Origin of the sequence: Shewanella hafniensis (assembly GCF_019655335.1) — a bacterium.
GTDB lineage: Bacteria > Pseudomonadota > Gammaproteobacteria > Enterobacterales > Shewanellaceae > Shewanella > Shewanella hafniensis.
The window spans coordinates 1-23,585 of record NZ_BPFD01000010.1 but is presented as its reverse complement, the minus strand read 5'-3'; the positions used below and the strand labels follow the sequence as shown (position 1 = coordinate 23,585).

The 23,585-nt window shown below is 47.5% G+C and carries 21 protein-coding genes; 8 read left to right on the top strand and 13 right to left on the bottom strand.

The features are described from left to right. Nucleotides 1-380 precede the first annotated feature (380 nt). From K5Q99_RS05030 to K5Q99_RS05015, 4 genes are all read left to right on the top strand, one after another. On the top strand, nucleotides 381-1,526 hold the full coding sequence (locus K5Q99_RS05030) for an efflux RND transporter periplasmic adaptor subunit (protein WP_220776231.1): 1,146 nt from the start codon (nucleotides 381-383) through the stop codon (nucleotides 1,524-1,526). Nucleotides 1,527-1,535: 9 nt separating this feature from the next. Then, the gene (locus K5Q99_RS05025) at nucleotides 1,536-4,670 is read left to right on the top strand and encodes an efflux RND transporter permease subunit (protein ID WP_220776230.1); all 3,135 of its coding nucleotides are present in this window, start codon (nucleotides 1,536-1,538) and stop codon (nucleotides 4,668-4,670) included. A gap of 134 nt (nucleotides 4,671-4,804) precedes the next feature. After that, a complete protein-coding gene (locus K5Q99_RS05020; protein WP_220776229.1) occupies nucleotides 4,805-5,068 on the top strand; it encodes a hypothetical protein in 264 nt (87 codons plus the stop codon). 100 nt (nucleotides 5,069-5,168) lie between these two features. Continuing rightward, the gene (locus K5Q99_RS05015; RefSeq protein WP_219235070.1) at nucleotides 5,169-5,492 is read left to right on the top strand and encodes a hypothetical protein; all 324 of its coding nucleotides are present in this window, start codon (nucleotides 5,169-5,171) and stop codon (nucleotides 5,490-5,492) included. A gap of 56 nt (nucleotides 5,493-5,548) precedes the next feature. On the opposite strand, the gene K5Q99_RS05010 is transcribed toward K5Q99_RS05015, so the two are convergent. Continuing rightward, nucleotides 5,549-7,171, bottom strand: coding sequence for an AbgT family transporter (locus K5Q99_RS05010; RefSeq protein WP_246604390.1), 1,623 nt, complete (start codon nucleotides 7,169-7,171; stop codon nucleotides 5,549-5,551). Nucleotides 7,172-7,734: 563 nt separating this feature from the next. Here K5Q99_RS05010 and K5Q99_RS05005 point away from each other — a divergent pair. The 3 genes from K5Q99_RS05005 to K5Q99_RS04995 are packed head-to-tail and all read left to right on the top strand — an operon-like array spanning nucleotide 7,735 to nucleotide 10,143. Further along, on the top strand, nucleotides 7,735-8,301 hold the full coding sequence (locus K5Q99_RS05005; protein WP_106648973.1) for a LemA family protein: 567 nt from the start codon (nucleotides 7,735-7,737) through the stop codon (nucleotides 8,299-8,301). A gap of 49 nt (nucleotides 8,302-8,350) precedes the next feature. Further along, entirely contained in the window at nucleotides 8,351-9,388 is a 1,038-nt protein-coding gene (locus tag K5Q99_RS05000) for a DUF3137 domain-containing protein (protein WP_220776228.1), read from the top strand. Beyond that, nucleotides 9,388-10,143, top strand: a complete 756-nt coding sequence (locus K5Q99_RS04995; RefSeq protein ID WP_220776227.1) for a lytic transglycosylase domain-containing protein — start codon at nucleotides 9,388-9,390, stop codon at nucleotides 10,141-10,143. Before K5Q99_RS05000 ends, K5Q99_RS04995 begins: the two co-directional genes overlap by 1 nt. Nucleotides 10,144-10,211: 68 nt before the next feature. Here the strand turns inward: K5Q99_RS04995 and K5Q99_RS04990 are convergent, their stop codons facing one another. Both K5Q99_RS04990 and K5Q99_RS04985 read right to left on the bottom strand, forming a co-directional pair. After that, complete coding sequence (locus K5Q99_RS04990; protein ID WP_220776226.1) at nucleotides 10,212-11,057, bottom strand: 23S rRNA (adenine(2030)-N(6))-methyltransferase RlmJ; 846 nt, start codon at nucleotides 11,055-11,057, stop codon at nucleotides 10,212-10,214. Nucleotides 11,058-11,149: 92 nt separating this feature from the next. Further along, the gene (locus K5Q99_RS04985) at nucleotides 11,150-13,414 is read right to left on the bottom strand and encodes a bifunctional diguanylate cyclase/phosphodiesterase (protein ID WP_220776225.1); all 2,265 of its coding nucleotides are present in this window, start codon (nucleotides 13,412-13,414) and stop codon (nucleotides 11,150-11,152) included. 266 nt (nucleotides 13,415-13,680) lie between these two features. On the opposite strand from K5Q99_RS04985, the gene K5Q99_RS04980 reads away from it, so the two are divergent. After that, nucleotides 13,681-14,427 carry a class I SAM-dependent methyltransferase gene (locus tag K5Q99_RS04980; protein WP_220776224.1) on the top strand — a complete coding sequence of 249 codons (747 nt, stop codon included), beginning with the start codon at nucleotides 13,681-13,683 and terminating at the stop codon, nucleotides 14,425-14,427. A 109-nt stretch (nucleotides 14,428-14,536) separates the two neighbouring features. Here the strand turns inward: K5Q99_RS04980 and K5Q99_RS04975 are convergent, their stop codons facing one another. The 10 genes from K5Q99_RS04975 to K5Q99_RS04930 form a co-directional block, all read right to left on the bottom strand. Beyond that, complete coding sequence (locus tag K5Q99_RS04975; protein WP_220776223.1) at nucleotides 14,537-15,343, bottom strand: energy transducer TonB; 807 nt, start codon at nucleotides 15,341-15,343, stop codon at nucleotides 14,537-14,539. Then, nucleotides 15,340-15,744: an ExbD/TolR family protein gene (locus tag K5Q99_RS04970; RefSeq protein ID WP_220776222.1), complete on the bottom strand. Its 405-nt coding sequence runs from the start codon at nucleotides 15,742-15,744 to the stop codon at nucleotides 15,340-15,342. Before K5Q99_RS04970 ends, K5Q99_RS04975 begins: the two co-directional genes overlap by 4 nt. After that, the gene (locus tag K5Q99_RS04965) at nucleotides 15,744-16,214 is read right to left on the bottom strand and encodes an ExbD/TolR family protein (protein ID WP_220776221.1); all 471 of its coding nucleotides are present in this window, start codon (nucleotides 16,212-16,214) and stop codon (nucleotides 15,744-15,746) included. The genes K5Q99_RS04970 and K5Q99_RS04965 overlap by 1 nt, the downstream gene beginning before the upstream one ends. After that, nucleotides 16,198-17,124 carry a MotA/TolQ/ExbB proton channel family protein gene (locus tag K5Q99_RS04960; RefSeq protein ID WP_220776263.1) on the bottom strand — a complete coding sequence of 309 codons (927 nt, stop codon included), beginning with the start codon at nucleotides 17,122-17,124 and terminating at the stop codon, nucleotides 16,198-16,200. The genes K5Q99_RS04965 and K5Q99_RS04960 overlap by 17 nt, the downstream gene beginning before the upstream one ends. A gap of 8 nt (nucleotides 17,125-17,132) precedes the next feature. After that, entirely contained in the window at nucleotides 17,133-17,501 is a 369-nt protein-coding gene (locus tag K5Q99_RS04955; RefSeq protein ID WP_220776220.1) for a DUF3325 domain-containing protein, read from the bottom strand. 20 nt (nucleotides 17,502-17,521) lie between these two features. Next, the gene (locus K5Q99_RS04950; RefSeq protein ID WP_220776219.1) at nucleotides 17,522-19,201 is read right to left on the bottom strand and encodes a PepSY-associated TM helix domain-containing protein; all 1,680 of its coding nucleotides are present in this window, start codon (nucleotides 19,199-19,201) and stop codon (nucleotides 17,522-17,524) included. Continuing rightward, entirely contained in the window at nucleotides 19,198-19,545 is a 348-nt protein-coding gene (locus tag K5Q99_RS04945; RefSeq protein ID WP_220776218.1) for a hypothetical protein, read from the bottom strand. The genes K5Q99_RS04950 and K5Q99_RS04945 overlap by 4 nt, the downstream gene beginning before the upstream one ends. A 17-nt stretch (nucleotides 19,546-19,562) precedes the next feature. Continuing rightward, complete coding sequence (locus tag K5Q99_RS04940) at nucleotides 19,563-21,962, bottom strand: TonB-dependent receptor (protein WP_220776217.1); 2,400 nt, start codon at nucleotides 21,960-21,962, stop codon at nucleotides 19,563-19,565. Nucleotides 21,963-22,063: 101 nt separating this feature from the next. Continuing rightward, nucleotides 22,064-23,053: a FecR domain-containing protein gene (locus K5Q99_RS04935; protein WP_220776216.1), complete on the bottom strand. Its 990-nt coding sequence runs from the start codon at nucleotides 23,051-23,053 to the stop codon at nucleotides 22,064-22,066. A 2-nt stretch (nucleotides 23,054-23,055) separates the two neighbouring features. Then, the gene (locus K5Q99_RS04930; RefSeq protein ID WP_220776215.1) at nucleotides 23,056-23,562 is read right to left on the bottom strand and encodes a sigma-70 family RNA polymerase sigma factor; all 507 of its coding nucleotides are present in this window, start codon (nucleotides 23,560-23,562) and stop codon (nucleotides 23,056-23,058) included. Nucleotides 23,563-23,585: the final 23 nt, after the last annotated feature.

The window sequence follows — 23,585 nt, the reverse complement described above, 5'->3', positions numbered from 1 at the left end:
CTATGTACAAATTATTGCAACAAGTGGCGGTTAAGCTAACGTCATTGAGCTGTGGGCCTTGGCCTGCCGCAAGTCTAGAATATGAACAGATTTGCAACATATTCAATATGGAGTAGGCTTATTGGGTGTTTTACGGCATATCCCCCTAACAATGCCACTCAAAGTTAACCGATTTTTTAAATCGAATAACAATTCGATGAATATAGTAATGCTGAATGAGTGAAAATTTTCATTAGTTTACAATTTAGTTTCGTTATCTTCCTTGTTGATTCATATAGGCTATGAGATAAATAACGGATTTGATTTTAGTTACAATTACGGCTCGTGTCAGCGCAATAAGTGTACTGGTATGTGGGCAGTTAATATTTGAAGGAGTTCTCATGCGGCAGACAATTAAACTTGCCTCAGTTATAAGCGTGGCGTTATGGATGGCAGCTTGCAGCCCTCAAGAAGAGAGCGCTCAGGCGGGTGCTGGTCCACGTAGTATGGAAGTGGGAATCCTTAATGTTGTTGCCCAGCCACAAGTGATTCAGGTGGAATTACCAGGACGCAGTAAAGCTTTCCTCGAGGCTGAAGTTCGTCCACAGGTTAACGGTATTATCACTAAGCGTAGTTTTGTTGAAGGCGGCAATGTGAAACAGGGTGAATCCTTGTATCAGATTGACTCTTCAACTTACAAAGCTGCGTTAGTCAGTGCCAATGCCGATTTAGCCAGAGCCAATGCGGGTTTAGCCTCAGCAAAAGCTAAGGCGGCACGTTATCAGCAACTGGTGAAAACCAACGCCATCAGTAAGCAAGAATTTGATGAAGCTGAAGCGGCTTACAAAGAAGCATTAGCGAATGTCACAGTGGCAGAAGCTGCGATCAACACAGCTAAAATCAACCTGCAATACACTGAAGTATTAGCGCCTATCTCTGGTCGTATCGGTAAATCGAGTGTGACTGCGGGTGCGTTAGTGACCGCCAACCAAAGCCAAACATTGGCGACGATTCAACAACTTGATCCTATCAATGTGGATATCGCGCAATCGAGTGCGCAGTTGTTACGTCTTAAGGCTAAGTTGAAGCAAGGTAAGCTACAAGCGTCAGAAAATGCAGACGTGCAATTGTTGCTCGAAGATGGCAGTCAATACAGTCATCCGGGTAAGTTGCAGTTCGCTGAAGTGAGTGTGGATCCAAACACTGGTTCAGTCATTCTGCGCGCTGAATTTCCTAACCCTGAAGGTATCTTATTACCGGGTATGTATGTTCGCGCTATGTTAAATGCGGGCACGGACCCACAGGCTATCTTAGTTCCGCAAAAAGCGATTACGCGTAACTCTAAAGGTGAAGCTGTGGCGATGGTGGTGAATGACCAAGGTTTAGTCGAAGCGAAAACTGTGACGACCGCTGAAGTGATTAACAACCAATGGCGAGTCACTTCTGGTTTAGCTGTGGGCGATAAGTTGATTGTGGAAGGATTACAGAAAGTTCGTCCCGGCGCTCCAGTAACCACCAAAGTTATTTCTGAAACGCAAGCACAATAGGGCATAGCTATGGCACGTTTTTTTATTGATCGCCCCATCTTTGCGTGGGTGATCGCCTTGATTATTATGCTGGCGGGGATCCTCTCGATCCGCTCGCTGCCAGTGTCCCAATATCCTAACATTGCACCACCGACCGTGGTGATCAGTGCCAACTATCCTGGCGCTTCCGCTAAGATCGTTGAAGATTCTGTAACTCAGGTGATTGAGCAACGTATGACGGGTATCGATCACCTCCGTTATATCTCCTCAACCAGTGACAGTTTTGGTAATGCGTCTATTACCTTAACCTTCAACGCCGAAGCCGATCCGGATATTGCACAGGTTCAAGTTCAGAACAAGTTACAGGGCGCTATGACCCTGTTACCACAAGAAGTGCAGTCGCAAGGGGTTAACGTTAACAAGTCGAGTTCAGGCTTCTTAATGGTATTAGGCTTCGTATCGACCGACGGTTCGTTAGATAAAGGCGATATCGCCGACTACGTGGGTGCGAACATTCAAGATCCTATGAGCCGTGTTCCGGGCGTAGGTGAAATTCAGCTGTTCGGTGCCCAATACGCGATGCGTATATGGCTAGATCCGTTGAAGTTGACTCAATACAGCTTAACCAGCTTAGATGTTGTTGCGGCGATTCGTTCTCAAAACGCTCAAGTCTCCGCTGGACAGTTAGGTGGCGCGCCATCTGTGGCTGGCCAAGAGCTGAACGCGACTGTATCGGCGCAAAGCCGCTTACAAACGGCGGAAGAGTTTCGCAAGATTATCCTTAAATCGGATATTTCAGGTGCAAATGTCTTCCTCGGTGATGTGGCACGAGTTGAGTTAGGTTCTGAAAGTTATGCCGTGGTGTCACTGTATAATGGTCAACCTGCAACAGGGTTAGCGATTAAACTGGCAACGGGTGCTAACGCGCTGGATACCGCATCAGCGGTTCGTGAAAAAATTGCTGAGATGAAGCCCTTCTTCCCGCAGGGATTAGAAGTCGTTTATCCATACGATACAACGCCTTTCGTTGAGCAATCTATCGAAGGTGTGGTGCATACCTTGCTTGAAGCTATCGTACTTGTGTTCGTTATCATGTACCTCTTCCTGCAAAACTTCCGTGCAACCTTGATCCCGACTATTGCAGTGCCTGTGGTATTGCTGGGTACCTTTGCGATTCTATCGATGGCGGGTTTCTCGATTAACACCCTAACCATGTTCGCTATGGTGCTCGCCATCGGTTTGCTGGTGGACGATGCGATTGTGGTGGTGGAAAACGTCGAGCGGGTGATGTCCGAAGAGGGCTTAAGTCCACTCGAAGCGACGCGTAAGTCGATGGATCAAATTACCGGTGCCTTAGTCGGTATTGGTCTGACCCTATCTGCTGTGTTTGTACCTATGGCATTTATGTCAGGTTCAACGGGTGTGATTTACCGTCAGTTCTCTATCACTATCGTCTCTGCGATGGCGCTGTCTGTTCTGGTGGCGTTGATTTTAACGCCAGCACTGTGTGCGACTATGTTAAAGCCAGTCAAGAAGGGCCATGGTCACATAGAAACAGGCTTCTTCGGTTGGTTTAACCGTACTTTCGACAAGCTGACTAATCGTTATGAATCGAGCGTGGCCGGTATCATCAAACGCAGCTTCAGAGTGATGACGATTTATGTTGTGCTGGTGATTGCAGTGGGTTGGATCTTCATCCGTATGCCTACCGCCTTCTTGCCAGATGAAGACCAAGGTATTTTGTTTACCCAAGCGATTTTGCCGACTAACTCAACCCAAGAAAGCACTTTAAAAGTATTGGAGAAAGTCTCTGATCACTTTATGGCTGAAGAAGGCGTGAGATCGGTATTTAGCGTGGCGGGCTTCAGTTTTGCGGGTCAAGGGCAAAACATGGGTATCGCTTTCGTTGGCTTGAAGGATTGGTCTGAACGTGAAGCGCCAGGCATGGATGTTAAGTCTATTGCGGGTCGTGCCATGGGTGTGTTCGGCCAGATGAAAGATGCCTTAGTTTTCGCCTTCGTACCGCCTGCGGTTATCGAGTTGGGTACGGCGAACGGTTTCGACATGTACTTGCAGGATAAGAACGGCCAAGGTCACGAGAAGTTAGTGGCGGCACGTAACCAACTACTGGGCATGGCGGCACAGAATCCAAATCTGGTGGGTGTGCGTCCTAACGGCCAAGAAGATGCGCCGATTTATCAATTACATGTAGATCACGCTAAGTTAAGCGCGTTAGGCATTGAAATCACCAATGTGAACAGCGTGCTTGCGACGGCTTGGGGTGGTTCTTATGTGAACGACTTTATTGACCGCGGCCGCGTGAAGAAAGTGTATGTGCAAGGTGATGCCCAGTATCGTATGCAACCAGGAGATTTAGACACTTGGTATGTGCGTAATAACAAGGGCGACATGGTGCCATTCTCAGCCTTTGCGACGGGTACATGGGAATACGGTTCCCCACGTCTAGAGCGCTTTAACGGCTTACCGTCGATGAACATTCAGGGTGCTACGGCTCCTGGGTTCAGTACCGGCGCGGCGATGGAAATCATGGAGGACCTTGCTAAGCAGCTTCCTCCTGGATTTGGTGTTGAGTGGAACGGCTTATCGTACGAAGAGCGTCTATCGGGTAACCAAGCGCCTGCGCTGTATGCCTTGTCGATCTTAGTGGTATTCCTCGTACTGGCTGCACTCTATGAGAGCTGGTCGGTGCCGTTTGCCGTTGTGCTTGTGGTGCCACTCGGGATCATCGGTGCCTTGATTGCAATGAATGGTCGCGGCTTGCCAAACGACGTATTCTTCCAAGTCGGACTGTTAACCACAGTAGGTTTGGCAACTAAGAATGCCATCTTGATTGTGGAATTCGCGAAAGAGTTCTACGAGAAAGGTTCTGGCTTAGTCGAGGCGACCCTGCATGCGGTACGTGTACGTTTGCGCCCTATTTTGATGACGTCTCTCGCCTTTGGTTTAGGTGTTGTGCCGTTAGCCATTAGTTCGGGTGTGGGTTCTGGTAGCCAAAACGCCATTGGTACTGCGGTACTTGGCGGTATGATGAGCTCGACCTTCCTAGGTATTTTCTTCGTACCATTATTCTTCGTGATAGTGGAGCGCATCTTCAGTAAGCGTGAGAAGAAAGCTAAAGAAGAGAAGCCAAGCTCAGCTGAATAAGCTCAGTCGTTTCTAAACTAAAGCCCTGCGATAGCGGGGCTTTTTGCTATTTTAATGCTTGTTAGTTATAAAGATGGATAGGCTCTGTACGCGAGTTCTGGCATATTGCACTTAGGCCGTTAAGAGGACGAAACATGGATGATGCAGCATTGGAATTGCAAAAATTAGATGCACTACTCGCTAAGGGTAAGTGGTACTTTATTTTGGTCTTTGGCGTACTTTACTGGGGTATGTTGACGTCCCTCGTGGTCGCCTTAATCCATTATTTTATCTTGGGTGATCCATTCTGGGCGGAACTGCAAAGAGCACTCTATATTTATCCCATTAGCGGCATTTTATTTGGTTGGTTTGCGTGGGTGCAGATTCATCGTAAGCGAGATAAACTGCACGCTCAATAGCATCAATAGCATCAATAGCATCAATAGCATCAATAGCATCAATAGCATCAATAGCATCAATAGTATCAATAGTTCTGGTTAAGCTGAGTGTAGGGGTGACATGGTGTTTTCGTGGGGTAATCTTGCCACTAAGCAACTTATCGTGGGAATGGTATGCCATGGCATAGCGCTGGCATTTTTGGCCTATGGCGTTTATGCATTTTACTTGCAGGAGCTTGTACTGCCAGAGTTAACTCGCTGTGTCGGTGCTGCTGTGTTATTTGTGGGCATGGGGCTAGCCCCTCAATTATTTTTTATGTCTGTGAGCCAGATAGTGTCGCAAGCTGAGGACACGACATTAAAATCTACCCTACAGACCTATGTGTTTAATCTAGGTATTTTTTTGATGATCTGCAGTCTGTTAATGGAATGGCTATACGACTAAAGCTATCGAATAAAGAAAGGGCGTCGACTTGATCATCGACGCCCTTTTTATTGCGATTAAGGCGTGTAGTAAGTTGCAGCGCCCGGCCCGACGGGCAGACCAAAACCAAATACCCACAGGAAGAAGAACGCCGTCCAACCCACGAAAAACACCAGAGTGTACGGCAGCATAGTGGCGATCAGCGTGCCTATACCGAGGTTTTTCTGGTAACGACAGGCGACCGCTAATATCAAACCGAAGTAGCTCATCATAGGCGTGACTAAGTTAGTCACTGAGTCCCCAATACGGTATGCCGCTTGAATCGTTTCGGGCGCATAACCGACCAGCATCAGCATAGGCACAAAAATAGGAGCGGTAATGGCCCATTGCGCCGAGGCGCTGCCGAGCATCAAGTTGATAAAGCCGCAAAGCATAATAAAGAACAGGAACACAATAGGGCCAGTCAAGCCTATGGATTGCAGTCCATCGGCCCCTAACACTGCGAGTACCGCACCTAAATTACTCCAGTTGAAGAAGGCGACAAACTGCGCGGCGAAGAAGACGAGGACGATATACATGCCCATAGTGCTCATGCTGTGGGACATGGCATTGATGACATCTTTATCATTTTTGATGCTGCCCACGACTTTGCCGTAAATAAAGCCCGGTATGGCAAAACAAATAAAGATGAAGGCGACTATACCCTTGAGGAAGGGCGAACCTGAGATAAGGCCAGTTTCTGGATGACGCAGCGGCGCACCTTCAGGGACGACTGAAAGCGCTAGGATAACGGCGAGCACTAACATAGATAACCCAGCCCATTTTAAGCCACGCTTTTCAATCGCACTAACGCTCTCCATTGATTGCAGTACGCTTTCATCCGCATCTTCACCTTGGTATTTGCCTAACTTAGGCTCGACGATTTTCTCGGTAACAAAGGCGCCGAGGAAAGTGATCACAAAGGTGGAAACAAACATGAAGTACCAGTTCACTTCTGGGCCGACGTTGTACTCAGGATCTATCATGCGCGCCGCTGCTTCGGTTATGCCAGATAATAAGGGATCGACAGTACCCAGTAACAAGTTAGCACTATAGCCTCCTGAAACCCCTGCAAAAGCTGCAGCCAAACCCGCCAGAGGATGGCGACCTAGGGAATGGAAAATCATCGCTGCCATAGGGATAAGCACCACATAGCCAAGCTCGGCGGCCGTGTTAGACATAATGCCGGCAAAGACTATGGTCACAGTAACCAATCGCTTTGAGGCGCCCATGACTAATGCACGCATAGCGGCGGATAATAAGCCAGAACGCTCAGCAATCCCGACGCCAAGAAGTGCGACGAGCACAGTGCCAAGCGGTGTAAATCCGGTAAAGTTAGTCACCAAATGCGACACTATCATCCGCAAGCCTTCGGCGTTCATTAGGCTAACCACATGAATTAACCCGTCTGCACTGCGGCCATGGGAGCCAACGGGCCTTGGGTCGACAACGGTTAAACCAAAGTAACCCGCGATGCCTGAAATAATGACCACAGCAACACAAAACAGTGCGAAAAGGGTGATTGGGTGGGGAAGAAGATTACCTAAGCGTTCAACAATATTGAGAAAACGCACAAACCAACCACTGGTGCTGATATCGCCATGTTGTGGATTTGGCTCAGGAGCCTTTTTTGGGGGGATATCACCGGAATTAAAACTCATCGTACTTCCTTTATGTCGACCTTTGCGCAGCGCACTATCTTTTACCCTAGAACTGGCGCGAGGCGTTGCCGACGGCCGATGACGTGGCTGAGGGAGATTACTCTGGCTGCAAATACTCTGGGTGAAAGCTAAGGTAAAAGTTAAAAAATTAGCCGGAAAGTATGATTGTTAAGTTTTAATTGAAACTTAAATGTTGCGATGGGCGATGTTGAAGCGGTTAGGAAAAAATAGGATAAAAAAATGGACTCTCGAGGAGTCCAGTATTCACGAGCAAAATTGGATGCTCTAATGTTGTGCCATAACACTATAGACCTTGTTTGCTGTATCGGAGCTGAATATTGTTAAATTTCTATTTTTATAGTGCTTTTTAATTCACATGAACAAAGATTATGGCCTAAAGTGGGATTTTGCTGGTGGTCGAAGCTCTAGATAACTGCTTCTAGTGTCGCCAGCTCTGACCAGCGAATAATTTCATCGACTTAATCTGTGCCATAGGTGAAATTTCCACTCATTTATGATTAGCTGTATCCTGTTAACAAGAATAAGAAACCTAAGGATGGAAGATGGAAAAATTGTTATTGGGATTAACGCTGATTTTTATCGTGACCTATCTTTGGTACGTCAGCTTAGTCAAAAAGCGCAATACCGCACTCGAGGCCCTGTCGGGTATTGATGTACAACTTACTAAGCGTGCCGATCTTGTGCCTAATATTCTAAAAATCGCTAAACGATTTATGGATCATGAAAAGTCGTTGCTCACTGAAATCACCGAATTACGTACTCAGCTTAGCCGTAATTATAACAAGGCTGATCCGAATGCCGTTAAAGAGCATTTAGTTCAGGCTGAGCAGTTGAATGACAAAATGGGCGCCTTGATGGTGAATGTGGAGAACTATCCTGAGCTCAAGTCCGACAACACTATGCTGCAGGCGATGCAGACCTATAACGAAGTCGAAGCGCATATCTCCGCTGCGAGACGTTTCTATAATTCGGCAGTGTCAGAGCTGAATACTGCTGTTGAAATCTTCCCTGGCTCGATTATCGCTTCAATGGCGAGTATTAAAGTTATGCCTTTTTATGAAGGGAGCGAAGCGGCAAAAGCGCCCATAGATGCGGCCGAATACTTGTAAGCCTAGCTGTGCAGGGTGAGCTATCACCCTGCAATACTATGATATCAATATGAATATTTTAACCTTCATTTTAGGTAGCCCGATTCAAACTTATCGGGGTCATGTTGGTTTGTCTGCGGATTTGGATGAACTTCCTCAACTCGAAGCGTATTACGAAGAACACCTCGCCCCCATTAGTCGTAAATATGAAAATAAGCGTGTGGCCTGTCTTAAGGCGGCGCGTAAACGTTTATATTTGAGTTTAATGATAGTGCTTGGGCTGAGCTTGCTCACCGTTATTGGCTACTACAGTGGTCGCGCGTATTTCCCGCCTTTACCTTTGCTTACCTTAGTTGGTTTGAGCTGGTGGAGCTTTGCACCGACTCGAGATTTTAAACATTTGGTTCAGCGGGATATTTATCCACTGATGTTTAAATATTTCGGTGATGATTTTGTTTATAGCCGTGAAATGCGCCTCGATATGAATCGACTTGTTGCGGCTAAAGTGTTGCCGCAATACGATAAAGTCAGTTTCGGCGACTATATTCAAGGCCGCTATAAAGGCGTTGAGTTGACGATTAATGAGCTCACCTTGACCAAGAATGTGCAAGTCGAAGAACTGGATGCTAGTACCCATAGGCGCAGAACCGTTACCCGCACCGAAACCCAGTTTAGTGGCTTAGTGGTTGAGCTGAGTAGCCATAAAGCGTTTATGGGCCACACTGTGGTGCTGAGGGATCGCGGTGGTTTAGCGAATTTCTTGTCCGACAGCCATGCTGGACTAGTACGAGTCAAACTTGAAGATCCACAATTTGAAAAAGAGTTCGACGTGTTTTCAACGGATCAAGTGGAGTCTCGCTATTTGCTCAATACGGCATTTATGGAGCGCTTACAGGAACTTGCTAAGCATTTGGGCGGAAATATTCAATGCGCTTTCTTTCGTAATAAGTTGATTATGTTCCTACCAAATCGCAGAACGCGTTTTCAAATGCAGTCTATTTTTAATGGCGCGACCTTTTCAGCAGAATTTAGTCAGATAAACCGAGAGATGAAGCAACTCTTTGCTATCATTGAAGTACTTAAACTTAATCAGCACACGGGACTTTGATGTTGCTCACTCGCATAGCACCGACTCGCCCACCGATGGCTGCGGCCTTGTTATCGCCTCGCCGCCTTGCCGTGTTGGGTCTGTGTTTATGGTTGATATCGAGTCTGATGGCGAGCGTAAAAGCAGAAGAGACAAGCGCAAAGCCTAAGCCGCGTATCGTTGCCAGATATTCAGAGAGCGGCATCGTCAGCCGTGAAGGCTTAGAAAAACTCAAAATTTATCAATACCAACAAGCCAATGGCATCACTGTATTTACCGACAAAGCCCCAGCCAATAACCCGTATCAAATTTTGTTGTATGACTGTTTTGCCTGCCGCCCCGATTCAACCATAGATTGGAATGGCATCCGATTATTTACCGCCAATTATGATGCCCTGATCACCCGTGCAGCCCATAAACATCAACTTGACCCCGCCTTGATCCGCGCCGTGATCCACGCAGAATCAGCCTTTAATGCGCGTGCATTGTCGCGTACTGGCGCTATGGGATTGATGCAATTAATGCCAGAAACGGCCAAAGAAATGGGGGTAGCAAATGCGTTCTTACCCGAAGAAAATATCTTAGGTGGCAGTAAGTATCTGGCGCAGATGCTAAAACAGTTTAACGGGGATGTAGCCTTAGCCTGTGCGGCCTATAATGCGGGGCCGACAACTGTGGTGCAGTACAATGGTATTCCGCCCTATCCTGAAACCCAAGCCTATGTTGAACGGGTGAAAATTCTATTGAAGCGTTATCGCGAGCAGAAAGGCGTTTAGCTGTAGACTTTGTGAACTAAAATCAAGCGGCGAAAACCTGAGATCATCGCCGCTATTTGAGTGGAAGGTTATTCGCCGACTTCCCATTTTACTGTGATGTTACCGTCCGCTTGTCCGAGCGTCTTACCTAAGTAATCCATTAATTCGGTTGCGATTTCATCTAACTGCCATGGCGGATTGATGATCCATAATCCTGCCGCTGTCATGCCAAACTCATCCGAATCGGGTTTAATCGCCTGCTCGATTCTTAGCTGACGTTTAATGCCACTGTTGGCGAGGCGCGATAACATGCCTTCGGTTTGAGCGCGATTCACCACGGGATACCAAAGCAGAAACACGCCCGTGGCAAAACGTTTATGCGCTTTGATCAGGGTTTCGGCTACATCTTGGTAATCGGTTTTCATCTCGTAGCTAGGATCGACAAGCACCAGAGCGCGGCGCTCTAAGGGTGGCACTGCGGCGATAAGGCCTTTTAAACCATCACCTTTGATTACTTTAACTTGCCTGTCTTCGCAAAAATAATCGTCCAGCAACACATAATCAGTGCTGTGCAGCTCGTGCAGTACCATGCGATCTTTAGGCCCTAATTCCATATCTATAATGGCGGGCGAACCTGGGTAGAAGTTGAGTTCGTCAGGATTTTCTTCATTAAAATGACGCACGGCGGCGACATAGTCCTGCAGCGATTGCGGCAGATCAGTTTTATCCCAAAGCTTAGCTACACCTTCGAGGTATTCACCGGTTTTTTGTGCAAATTCATCGCTTAAAGCATAACCACCCGCGCCCGCATGGGTATCGATATACACGAGTGGTTTGTCTTTCTTGTGCATCAGCTGCAAGGTTTGAAGCAAGATGGCGTGTTTCAACACATCGGCATAATTGCCAGCGTGATAACCATGGCGGTAACTTAACATGGGGGATCCTAGTAATTTGCAAACAAAGCAAAGAGAGGCAAATGCCAGTCGCTAATTATACCTGCGATGCTTGTAGGCGTAAATTTAATGCCTCAGTTGGCGCTCTGTTTATTAGCAAACCAGTGTGTGGGAGTTTGCATTTGAAAGGTTTTCAGCCATAGATTCGCGGGTGCGGGTTTGCCAAATAGATAGCCTTGAAATTGTTCACATCCTAACGCTGTGAGTTGCAATAACTGGGCTTCGGTTTCGATACCTTCGGCAATGACGTTGAGTTTTAAGCTCTTAGCTAACAGGATGGCGGCATTCACAATTTGGGTATGGCGTTCACTAATGCCCATTTGACTGACAAAGCAGCGGTCGATTTTAATCGTGTCGGCACTGATATCGATGAGTTGGCTTAATGAGGCATGGCCAGTACCAAAATCGTCAATGGCGATAGACACTCCCATACGAGCCAAGGTGTTTAAGCGTCGGCCCGTTTCTTTATGGGTTGAAAATACTGAGGTTTCAGTAATCTCAATTTCTAATAATGGGATGAGTTCGGGGTGATTCATATAGGTTTGAATCAACACCTTAAAGAAGCGATCCGACAGAATATCCTGTCCAGATAGGTTGAAGGCAATCCTGACCAGAGGCACATTTTTCGGCCAAGAACGGATCAGTTGCAGTAATTGCCTAAAGACTTTTATCGCAAAAATCGCCTGTAATTGGGATGACTCTATGATGGGAATAAACGTGTTCGGCATAATCATAGTGCCGTCTTCATCGAACATTCTTGCCAGCGCTTCAAAGCTAATAATGTGGCCATCTGCCCTTACTTTAGGCTGTAGCCACATTTCCAGACGATTGTGTTTCAATGCATCACGAATTCTGGCTTTCTGTGATGAGGCTTCGAGAAGATTATTAATTAAACCAATGTAATACACCATTACTGGGCTAGCTTGGGTGGTTTGTTTTATGGCAATTAAACATTGCTCTGCGGCTTGCTGCGGTGAGGCCTTATTGCCCGAACTGCAACCGACTCGGCACTCGAGATGATATTCAATCTGTTGTTCTTGCTTAAGCTGCAGGTGTGTTGGAATACGCTCGCGTAATTGCTGCGCGAGGTTTTCGGGGGAGATCAGCGGCAGGCTGGTAAACTCAAGCGCAAACGAGGCTCCCCTAAAACGGTATATTTTTGCGTGATGCCCAAAGCGATTTTTGAGTTCGGTTGCAAAGGCTTTTAGGATGGCATCTCCGACGCTGATCCCTAAGGCGGCATTGATTTGACTCAGGTTATCAATTTTGACTATGGCAACTGTCATATCCAAATGGATTGTGCTTGTGGCTGGGTTATACCAGTGATTCTCGTTGGGTAATCCAGTCACTAAGTCATAGAAATGTGTGCTGATATGGTGCTTTTTAAGTCGGCTTAGTTCAATTGCATGGTTGGCCTGTTCAGTGACATCGTGGCAGTGAAACAACAAAGTGTCATGGTGCTCTAAGGAGGCTTTCTGCAGCAGGTATTTAGTGCTGTTATTGTTCTTTAAATGGGTCGGAAACGAGGCCGCCAGTAAGTTTGTGCTGGTATCTTCGGTAAGTTCAAAAATGTCACATAAGCGAGTGCGGTTTAGCGTGACCTCTCCGGCGATTTTTTGGGCTGCATTATTCAGGTTGAGGATCACGCCGTCCTCATTACAGAAGAAAGAGGCGGTGCCATTATTTTCAAAGATTTCAGCATATTGATCTAAGGTACGCTGCAGAGCATTTTGATGCTGGATCATTTGCTGAGCATGGACTTTCTGGGTTTTTAGCAAGCGCATCGCCGACAAGGGAATGCAAATATTAAAAAAGACAAACAGTAAACCATTCAGATAAGCGTGGGTCGCAGGCAGACTGATATCAATATCAATAATCGGGGGAATATTTTGGTTACGCAGTAGCAGTAAAAAAGGCAATACATTAAAAAACATCATAATAACGGCTACTTTTCTGCCAAATAGAAAAAGCGCCATTAAGGGAAGGGTATATAAGAAGGTAATCCCTGCCTGGGATAAGTTAAAATCAGGGATAAACAAGAGTATAGAAATACAGGCGGCAATGACCATAGCCAGCAGGCTTATTGAACTGGCGAGTAAATATTTGCGGGTAAACCATAAAGCCAAAAACAGCACAGTTAGAAAACTGACCGTAATGCTGATAATAAAAGCGAGGTTTAACTCATACGCAATTAAAGAGCTATGCAGCACTATGCTAGTGGTCAAAATCGCGCCACTGAGCAGAATAATCCGCAATAAGCTGGTTTTTAATATTGTTCTATCAGGATTTAAAAAGTCTTGATCCCTAATAAACAAAAAACCTTTTAGCCATTGAAGCAAAAAGAGTCCTTATCCCATACGGAAGTCACGCAGGTTGACTGGGGATATAACATATAACATAAATCACTAAATTGTTATACAAATAGATTGCTGCCTTTATAAATCAGTACATTACAGTGTGATGCTTGTTTGAATTATTAAGGGCGTACTGAGACAAATTGGCTAAGACAGTGATGAGCTTAGCGATGTGTTTTGCTGACTAGCATATTCATAAACGAGATTTTTAGGCATAATGGCCATCATTTTCATTGGTTAGAAGACAGCCTGTGACCCCGATTTTTTTCAATCAGCAATACCCAACACTTGTGGATATTTGTGCACGTTGGCAAATCGTCTACGATGCGAATGCGACCTTCGAATTACGTTTTGAATCAGATACTTTATCACTGCATAAACGCGATGAGCCTAAGCTCGACGGTATAGTGGTGGACTTTGTGACTGGCGCTGTCGCCCATAGACGTAAGTTCGGTGGTGGTCGCGGCCAATCCATCGCTAAAGCCGTGGGATTAAAGCAAGGGGTAACACCGAGTGTGGTTGATGGCACTGCGGGTTTAGGGCGCGATGCCTTTGTGCTTGCAAGCCTTGGTTGCACTGTGACTATGGTTGAGCGTCATCCTGTGGTTGCGGCATTGCTTGAAGACGGCCTGCGCCGCGCCTATCAAGATGCTGAAATCGGCGATTGGATGCGTGAGCGGATGCGTCTGTTCCATGGGTCTAGCCTTGAAGCTCTATCTAAATTGGCACAAGAGGTGGATGTGGTGTACCTCGACCCTATGTATCCCCACCGCGATAAATCGGCCCTCGTTAAAAAGGAAATGCGGGTATTCCAATCCTTAGTCGGTGCCGATTTAGATGCCGATGGTTTACTCGCCCCCGCTTTAGCTTTAGCAACGAAACGTGTCGTCGTTAAGCGCCCAGACTATGCCGAAGATTTGGACGGGGTTAAGCCTAATACAGTTATTGAAACCAAGAAAAACCGTTTTGATGTATACGTAAAAGCCGCGATGAAATAGGGTTTATACCTATTTACATGATTGCTCAGACAAACAAGCAAGGCACTCATTAAATATGATGACCATATCGATAAGTTTGTCCGCTGGATGTTCTATTTCACGGCGCAGCTTAACGTAAGAAAAACTGCACTGGCACAACAAGTTCTAACGTCTCGTTTGGCATTGCATCGGGTATGGCGGGCAATGGTTGTGCTCGCTCTAACATTTTTAGGGCTTCTGCATCTAATGTTTGATAGCCCGAACTTTGCTCAATTCGACTCGCGCTGACTCTGCCTTGACGATCTAACACAAAATACAGCATGACTGTGCCTTGCTGACGTCGATTACGTGCCGTGCGCGGATATTCTTTATGTTGCTCTAACCAGGCTAATAAAGTCGCAGTGTAGTCTTGGGAGTCGCCCATCAAACCTCCGCCAGTAAAGCTATCACCACTATTTGTCGTGTTATTTTCTGTAGAATGACCTGCACCGTTTTGACCTACTTCGTTGGCAGACGCAGCTAACGCTGTCGGCGATGGGGTTTCGATTGGACTGCTATGCTGCTTATTCACCTTGGACTGAGTTGTTCGCTCATGCTGAGGTGTTGGCTCTATGGGTTTAGGTTTGGGACGTGGTGTGGGAGTGACTTTCTTTGCCACGGGTGGCAATGGTTCTGGTTTGTCGAGTTGCTCTGCGATTGGCTCAGATTTTTGTTCAGCAACTGGCGCCGTCGTTTGTGGCAGAGCACTCGCTGCGCTACCTGCAGGCCCTAAGGATATTTCAATCCCTCCGTTGCCAACCGCTTTAGCCTGACCCGTGGGCGTTATTACTGCTGGCGACCAAAACACTGCAGCCGTTAAGGCGATGTGCAAAAAAGCCGCTAACAGCAAAGCTATACCGCATTGCGCTATGTTCGGCGCGAACTCTTGGTCTGTCATTTGGCCCCCAGCTCAGTTAATAAACGCAGCTTTTTAACGCCTACGCCATACAAGGCTTGAGTAAAATGCACGAGCTGGTTTCCCGATAACTCACCATCAACTTTTAGCGTGACTTGGGTTTCTGGCTCGGCGGACAGCAGCATATCGATGCGTGCTAACAGTTCTGCTTCCGTAATCGGTTCATTATCGAGTGCGAGCTTGTTGTCACGGCTTATTAGGATGAGCATTGCATCCGGTTCATCTACGCCATCACTTTGCGAGACCGGTGGAGTGACATCAAACGGTGCTGTCACTGAAAGGCTACCTGCGATCATAAAAAAGATTAACAGCAAGAACACCACATTAATCAGCGGCAAAATACGTTCTTCGGTTTGGTCCGGCCGACGTTCAGGAAAATGCATTAGTGGCTGTTCTCCATGTTATTGCCGTCCGCTTTAGTCGCAGGTGCGGGTTGCCAATTGGAGTCTTCTACCAGTGTTAGCGGCGCAATCCCTGCGGCATTAAGTGCATCCAATACCTGCACTAACCTTTGTACTGGAGTATCCGCCTGCGGCTGTAGGCTCACCATTTGGCTTGCAGGCTGGCGCCCTTGTGCTTTTTGCTGTAATGCTTCCAGTGTGATTATTTCGCCGTTTAGTTGCAGTTGATCTGCGCTAATTTGCACTAAAAATGGCGCTTGTTCAACGGGAGCTGGGCTACCCGCTGTGCTGGTATCGAGCGCCACAGTGCGCCAGTCTAGAAAACTGGAAGACAGCATAAAAAACACCAATAGGATAAACACCACATCAATGAGTGGCGTTAAGCTAATTACTGCTTTACGTTTTGAAGAATGAGTCGTGAATCTCAGCTGTTGACTAAATGGCGCTTGCATGGAGTGCCTGTTTGTTACTGGCGGAGAGTGGCGTAACCACAGTATTTGGCGTTTGATAGCTACTGGTAGCTGATAACTCAGGGGTAAATAGTTGCGTGACTAAGTTATCCATTTCATGTGCAAGATGATCGACACGCCGCTCCAGATAGTTCAGCAATGCCACCACTGGGATAGCGACACATAAGCCAACCGCTGTGGTGAGCAAGGCTTCCCAGATCCCGCCTGACAGAATCGCTGGATTCACTTTATTACCCGCCGCTTGCAGTTGTTGAAAGGCGGCGATCATTCCCATTACCGTGCCCAGTAATCCCAGTAGTGGTGACAATGAACCTATGACCTCTAGTGGGCGCAATCCGCGTCTTAACTGAAATAGCGCATTACAGCCATAACGCAGCACTTCTTCGCGCACCAAAGGTTCAGGTAGTTGGCGTGTGATGCCACGAATCGCTTGTGCCATTGCCTGTGCTGTGGGATTGCGGCTTACTGCAGCAAGCTGTAATGCTTCTTCCTGCTTGCCTTGTTGCCATAGGGCTAATGCCTGCCTTGCGGGTTTACGTTGCCACAGTCCGGCGCGCTGAAACTGAATAAGTTTCATCAGCACAATCGTCATAGCAACCAATGACATCAGCATTAATATCACCACTACTGTGCCGCCAGCCTCTAGCAGCGCGAGGGCATCGTGCCACCAAGTCGATGTTGCTAACACATCTGTAGCGGAAGCTTCTTCCGTTGGCTGTTGCACACCCGAAACTACCGTTTCAGGTACTGAAGACAATTGCTCAATGGCATGAGTCTCAGTGCTGAGCGGTAACGTAGCTTGGCTGTTATTAGCACTGGTGTTTTCCTGAGCCCAACCGTCGAACGGCAGAGTAAGTAGCATCAATGAGAGTAAAACGGCTTTCAATATCATCAATTTTCTCAACCTTTAACTTGATTCATTTTATGGTTAACTCGCCCTGTATCTGGGTGAGTGAAGGAGAATAATTTACCCGCAGGACGTAACCAGCGAGGTCGCCAAGCTAAGGTTAAAGCGACGGCGAGTGCAGCCACGCCAATCATTGTTATCCAGAGCAGGCTGCCAAAGCTGGCACCGTCGCGCACCAGCGACAGTGCTAAAGATATGCTTAGCATCAAGATGCCTAGGCTGCGTAGGAGCAACACCTCCCTTTGAGTGGGTAGCGCCTTATCGAAAACAACGCGCCAATGCCGTACTTGGCTCAGGGCGAACAAAGCAAAACTGAGGTAGGCCGCGCTAAATATGGCGACTAACAGCAGGTCTTTAGGCATTAATCCTCTCCTTTTAACATCTAACTCTCACGGATAACGGATAGTTTCCGCGCTGCGTAAATGGCCATCACAGCACTAATAACAAGCACTAAGTCTAGGGTCGCAACGGGCCAATAGGTATGGGTGAATAGGGTCTTAAGCAGATGGTCGCCTGTGGTTATCCAGTTCAGTCCCACAGCTGCGATAGCAATCAGAGCAATCGTCCAGCATTGTTCTGCCCAAGCCTTTCGGTAACCATACTGTTTGTTTATAAACACTCTGATTAATGCATGAAGTAGGCACGCCAGCCAGACACCAAAGAAGGCATATACCTCTAAATCGCGGCTGGAAATACCTGCAAATTGTTCCCTATTATTGAGCAAGCGATTGACTACTAAAAAAGCCCCGGTCGCAGAAATAATGCCAGTGATCGCAGCGATGTTATGTGCATTCATAAAAGACACATTGAAGCCAGTGCTGCCTTGCTTTTGGTTACGTGCCTGAGTCCAATGCAGTAGGCCAGTGGCGATTAACGCGCAAGCACCCAGCCCTGCGATAAAATAAAGCCAGCGCAGTGGCCAGTGTGTAAATTTGATGTAATGCATACCAGCAATAAAGTTAAATATATTGGTCGTCGAGGATGAGTTGAAATGTGCGAGTTCCTCTCCAGTGGCGGTAGAAAATCTCCTATTATCAATATTCTGAGATACGCTGTTATCGCTATTTAGCCTGAGTGCGACGACACCACCTGCATCTCCAGGATTGCTAACCCGAATCATATAGACAGCCCCTTGACCTAGCTCGCTTTCGGTCGCCGCAATCATAGGATCAATTGCGGCAATATTGGCGGGTTGGCCTATTGCTTGTGGTCTAACACGCCCCTGTGATTCGGCGATAAAACGACTCCGTGCAGGACTATTGCGTGAGCCTTCTCTGGCATCGGTAATTTCGTCTTCATTTTCACTGCTAACATCTTGCTCACGTTTGCGTGAAGCTTCTCTTACTTTGGATTTGGGTCGTTCCTGCGTCACGGATGCTGGGTTAAGCTGTGCGAAAACGGCATCGGGCGCCTTGGGGAAATAGATCAAGTGCGCAATCATTAGCCCTGACAAGGTGATGACGATAGTGAAAGGCAGCAGCACAACGCCTGTGAGGTTATGAATATCGAGATTGGCTCTGCCAAAGCCACGAAGCAGCCTAAGGGTAAAGAAATCGGCAAATATTCTACGGTGTATGACTATGCCGGAAATTAACAGGCAAAGCATACCCATGCTCGCAATGCCAACCAGTAGGGCGCCAATGTTGTTTTGGCGTAAGGTTAGATTGTGATGGAAGGGGTAAATAAAGTTACTCGCTCCTCGGGTGTTTGGAGCCGGAAGCGGTTCGAGTGTGATCGGGTGGAAACTATTTCGCTGTGCTATGTGTGACTTTGCAGAATCATAAGCCAATGTCAAAAAAGGTCTGCGCTCAGCGGGTAGCACTATAGTCCAAGCTTTTGCCCCCTCAGCTCGCTCTGCCAGTAAAGGTATGATCTCGCGGTCTACCGATAATGGCCTTACAGTATCCATGTGGATTCGAGTGTGTGGCATCATCCAGCGATCGATTTCTTTATCGAATACTGACAGCGTGCCGGTCCAGAAAATGGCGAACAGCAAGCCGCTTAATATCAATCCTGCCCAAGTGTGCAGGAGACTCATTCGAGTACGGAATCCATCTTTCATGCTAATGCTCCAATTATCCAAGCCATGAAGATACTAAAACCCGTCAGGCTGCTTACGTTCAGCCAAGTTCGCAGGACGCCGTTACGGGAAAATGCCCACAATAGAATCAGCACTAAGTAGATAAACCCCAGCATACTGGTGACGACCACGGCATCCGTCCATGGCATGCCCATGTGGTAAAGCAGAGCTCCTGTTGTATTAACAAGTTGGCCACTGGATAAATAGCACAATAAACAGATGGCGATTGAGTGCGCTACCATCCCAGTGGTGAACAGCCATTTGCTAACGGCGCTTTGATTGCCGCGCTTCGATTGATGGGACAATCGTGAGTCTTTTTTGAGCATGATATGTAGGTCCATATTCAGAATTGCGTCTTAACGCTAACGAAATAGCTACGTCCGCGCTCTGAATAGCGGTAGGCCCCAGTATCGTTATTGACTTTAAATCGCTTAGCGTCGGTGATGTTGTCTATCCCGACGTTGAAGCTGATAAAGCGGTTCAGCGAATAGTTCAGGCCTGTGTCCAGCGTGATCAAATCCTTGTCGCTCTTATCGACCGTGTTGCGATCGAAGCTGATTCGGGTAATTTCGCCCTCATAATTACCTCGCAGGAATGCCGAGAGTGCCTCTGTAGGTTGGTAGTCGAGCGTTATTGAGCCGTTATGATTTGGGATACCAACGAGCGAGTTTCCATCAAGTAATGCTAATGTCTCACCGAAAGGGCGAGGACCCGCGGGGGTATTGATGATCACGTTGTCTGCGTCAATTCGTGAATCGGTATAGGTGTAACTCGCTTTGAGCGCCAAGGTATTAGTCATGTCCCAGTGGCCTTCAAGTTCGACACCGCGGATCTGTGCTCCCTTGGCATTTAGCCAAGTGGCCCAAGCTGGGCAGTCTTTGGTGCCAACGTCACCTGAAATGCAATAGGCTGGAATATATCCGCCGTTACCATCGTCGAAATAGAAGGTGTTGGTGTTGAGGATTTTGTTGGAAAAGTCATTGAAAAATAGCGTGGCACCGATATTTAGTGTGTCATCTTGAGTGTAAAGCGCGCCGATTTCATAATTCGTGCTTTGTTCTGGCTCTAAGTCGGGATTACCAACAATGACAAACTGACTCGTACCGCCGCCGCGTTGAGAGCCTGTGGTGTTATCAATCTGGTCAATCTTCGGGCTCTTGTAGCCAGTGGCGATGCCGCCTTTGAAAGTCCAGTGATCGTTATGATTGAAAACAAGATATGCTCTAGGTGAGACATGATGACCAAAGAATTCGTTGTCCGTTAGTCGCGCACCAAGGGTGAGATAAAGTTTATCTGCGAGCAGCTCCCATTCGTCTTCTGCAAAAATACTGAAATCGCTGACAGAGCGGGTGCCAAAGCTTCGGGGAGAGCCATTGCCTAAATCACCGTTAGTTAGTTTGTCGTTAGTCCATTGACCACCGAAAGTCAGAGTATGGCTATCCACACCTGTAATGAAGCGTGCATCGCTGACTTTGTTTGTTGATCCTGTAGTAAAATCAGCTGCAGCAGGATAAGTCAGTCTTTCATAATCTTCTTCATAGTATTTCAGTTCTAGTTCGCCAAGATCGAACAAGGCATTGTAGGCAATGCTCCATGCATCTCGGGTCCATTCGCGGTCAATGCTACCTCTGGCATTAGGCAGTAGCACGCCGCCAGGATTGCCAATGTAGCGCTGACTCGCCTTTGAGTAGTCAAGGATGACTTCGTGGTCACGATGAGGCGTGATCCGTAACTTACTGCCAAGCGTTTTCTTAGTCGACTCCTGATATCCACCGTAATATTTGTCTTCGTCTTGGACGGCTTGATTTCCCCAAATGGAAGCACCAATCAGATCTTTAACCAGTGGCCCCGAAATATAGATATCCTGTTGGTTTTGGTTTCCCATTGAGCTGCTGTCCGGAACGCGCAGACCATAGCCCGCGCTGGCGCTCCATTTTTCAGGTGTTTTCTTGGTAATGATATTGATGATGCCGCCCATTGCATCGCTACCATAAAGTGAGCTCATAGGCCCACGAACCACTTCGACCCGATCAATTGACGCAACGGGAGGGATAAAATTGCTATCGAGATCTTCGTTGTTCAATCCTCGTGGATTTCCCGTGTCCGAGCGTACCCGCTTGCCGTCAACGAGCACTAACGTATAACCCTTCTCCATGCCGCGTATGGATATTCCGCTCTGTGCGCCAGAACCAATAACATTGACCCCGGGAATTTCCCGCGCGATATCTTGTAGTGAATTAAATTTGCGTTGCTCTAGATCCTTGCCTGAAAGCACACTAATGCTCGCTGGCGCATTTTTGATATCCTGTTCATAACCCGCAGCGCTGATAACCGTTATGGGTGCCAACACTATTGCGGCGGTCGCCTTGCCGAGAATATATTGCCCCTCAAGGCGCGATGTGACCTGTAAACCCGTCCCCGCCAGTATCTTTTGCAAGCCTGCTTCAATCGAGTATTGTCCCTCTAGCCCTAAGCTGGTTTTACCCCGAGTGAGTGCTGAAGATATCGACAGATCAATATTCGCGGCTAGAGCAAAGCTGTTGAGGACAGCATCGAGCGTGCCCGCCTTAATCTGATAATGTTGTAGCTTGTTGATTTGTCTAGCATCAACATCGACAGTTTGAGCCAGTGATGGCTGTGGTGCTGTAATGCTTAAGATGACGGTGAAACTCAGGCCCATAAGGGACAAGTAGTTAGCGCGGTATTTTTTTGGTCGCGAACGGCCAAATTCAACGGAATGCATAGAGAGTCCCAAGGGGGAAAGTTAATAGGTTCTATCTACTATTCCGAACGAGATCGCAAAACCCGTAAAATTTTTTGAAAATAATTTTCAGCGTTAAGGTTTTAGCGGGCTGGGATCACTTTGACCCAGTAAGCGGTGCGATATTGCAGTTCTACTGACAGGCTGCTTGCAAGGCTTTGTAGGGCAAGGTCGGTATCTTGCAGAGAAAATACGCCGCTGATGGTCAAATTGGCCACAGCACTATCGTATAGCGTGAAGCCGGGTCGATAGCGGCCGATCTCCTCGACAAAATCCGCTACCCGCATCCCTTCTGCCACTAGCTTGCCATGGCGCCAACTGATGGCTGAGCTTTTCAGCGGTGTCGGGGGCGCGATCATTGTCTTATCAAATCGAGTTTGTTGGCCTGCATCCACTCGTTGTGGCTTACCACCACTGGCAGTATAAGCTTCTACTGCGCCGTCGATTACGGCTACACGGGCATAGAGTTCGTATTGGCGGACGCAGAACTCAGTACCCAGCGCGATTAGTTGGCCAAAGTGAGTGGTGACTAAGAATTGGCGACGGGGAGATTCATGACCCGTTTTGATTAAGATCTCTCCTTGATGGAGTTGTATTTGCCGCTTCTCGGCTGAGAAATCCACATCCACCGCAGTATCTATGTTTAGTGTTAAGCGGGTGCCATCTTCAAGAGTAAAGGTGCGAGTTTCGTTTGCGCCGGTACGGTATTGAGCCTGCAGACTCCGGCCAAGTCGAGTCTGTGACGCGCCAAGCCAAGTCGCGGTGACGCCAATCCCTGCCAGCGCTAAAACATTGAGGAAACGCCGACGTGATACGACGGACTGGCTAACTTTTTCAAGCACTTGGATGCCAGTACCCTTAGGTAAGGAGGTAAACTTGCCAGTGATCTGGCACATGCGTTGCCATGCTTGTTCGTGAAGTGAACTTTGGTCACGCCATTGTTGGCAGTTAATACAATCCTGCTCGGTAGCATCATCCGCCAACAGACGGGCCATCCAGCCAGCAGCCGCTTCAATGGCATCGCAGTTGTTTTCCTGCCCGATATTTTCGGCCCCAGATTGATTGGCAGGCATGACTAATAGGATTCCAGCGCGAGGCAGCAGGCCGCTAAGCCTCGCGCAACATACTTTTCTACCGATGAAACAGAAACTGATAGTTGCTTAGCAATATCGGCATAGCTTAAACCCTCTATCTGGCGCAGTAACAGCGTCAAGCGCACATTATCCGGCAAGTTATCGAGCATAACGGCAATTTCAGCGAGTGTTTCAATGATGACATGATGGATTTCTGGCCCAGGTATGAAGGTTTCTGGCATCAAGCTCAAACTTTCTAGGTAGGCTTCTTCAATCTTCTGCCGACGATAAGCATCAATCATCAATCCTTTGGCAATGCGGGTTAAAAAACGCCGAGATTCGCCTGAAGGCGGCAGATTTCCGGTTTTTAACAAACGTAGAAATGTATCTTGGGCTAGGTCGGCTGCTGTTTCTGAACACCCCACGCGTGAGTATAGCCAGCCGCGTAGCCAAAACTGGTTATCTCTATATAGGTTATTGATAGGAGAAGAAATATTGACCGACGGCATACGGTATAGGCAAGAATATTAAT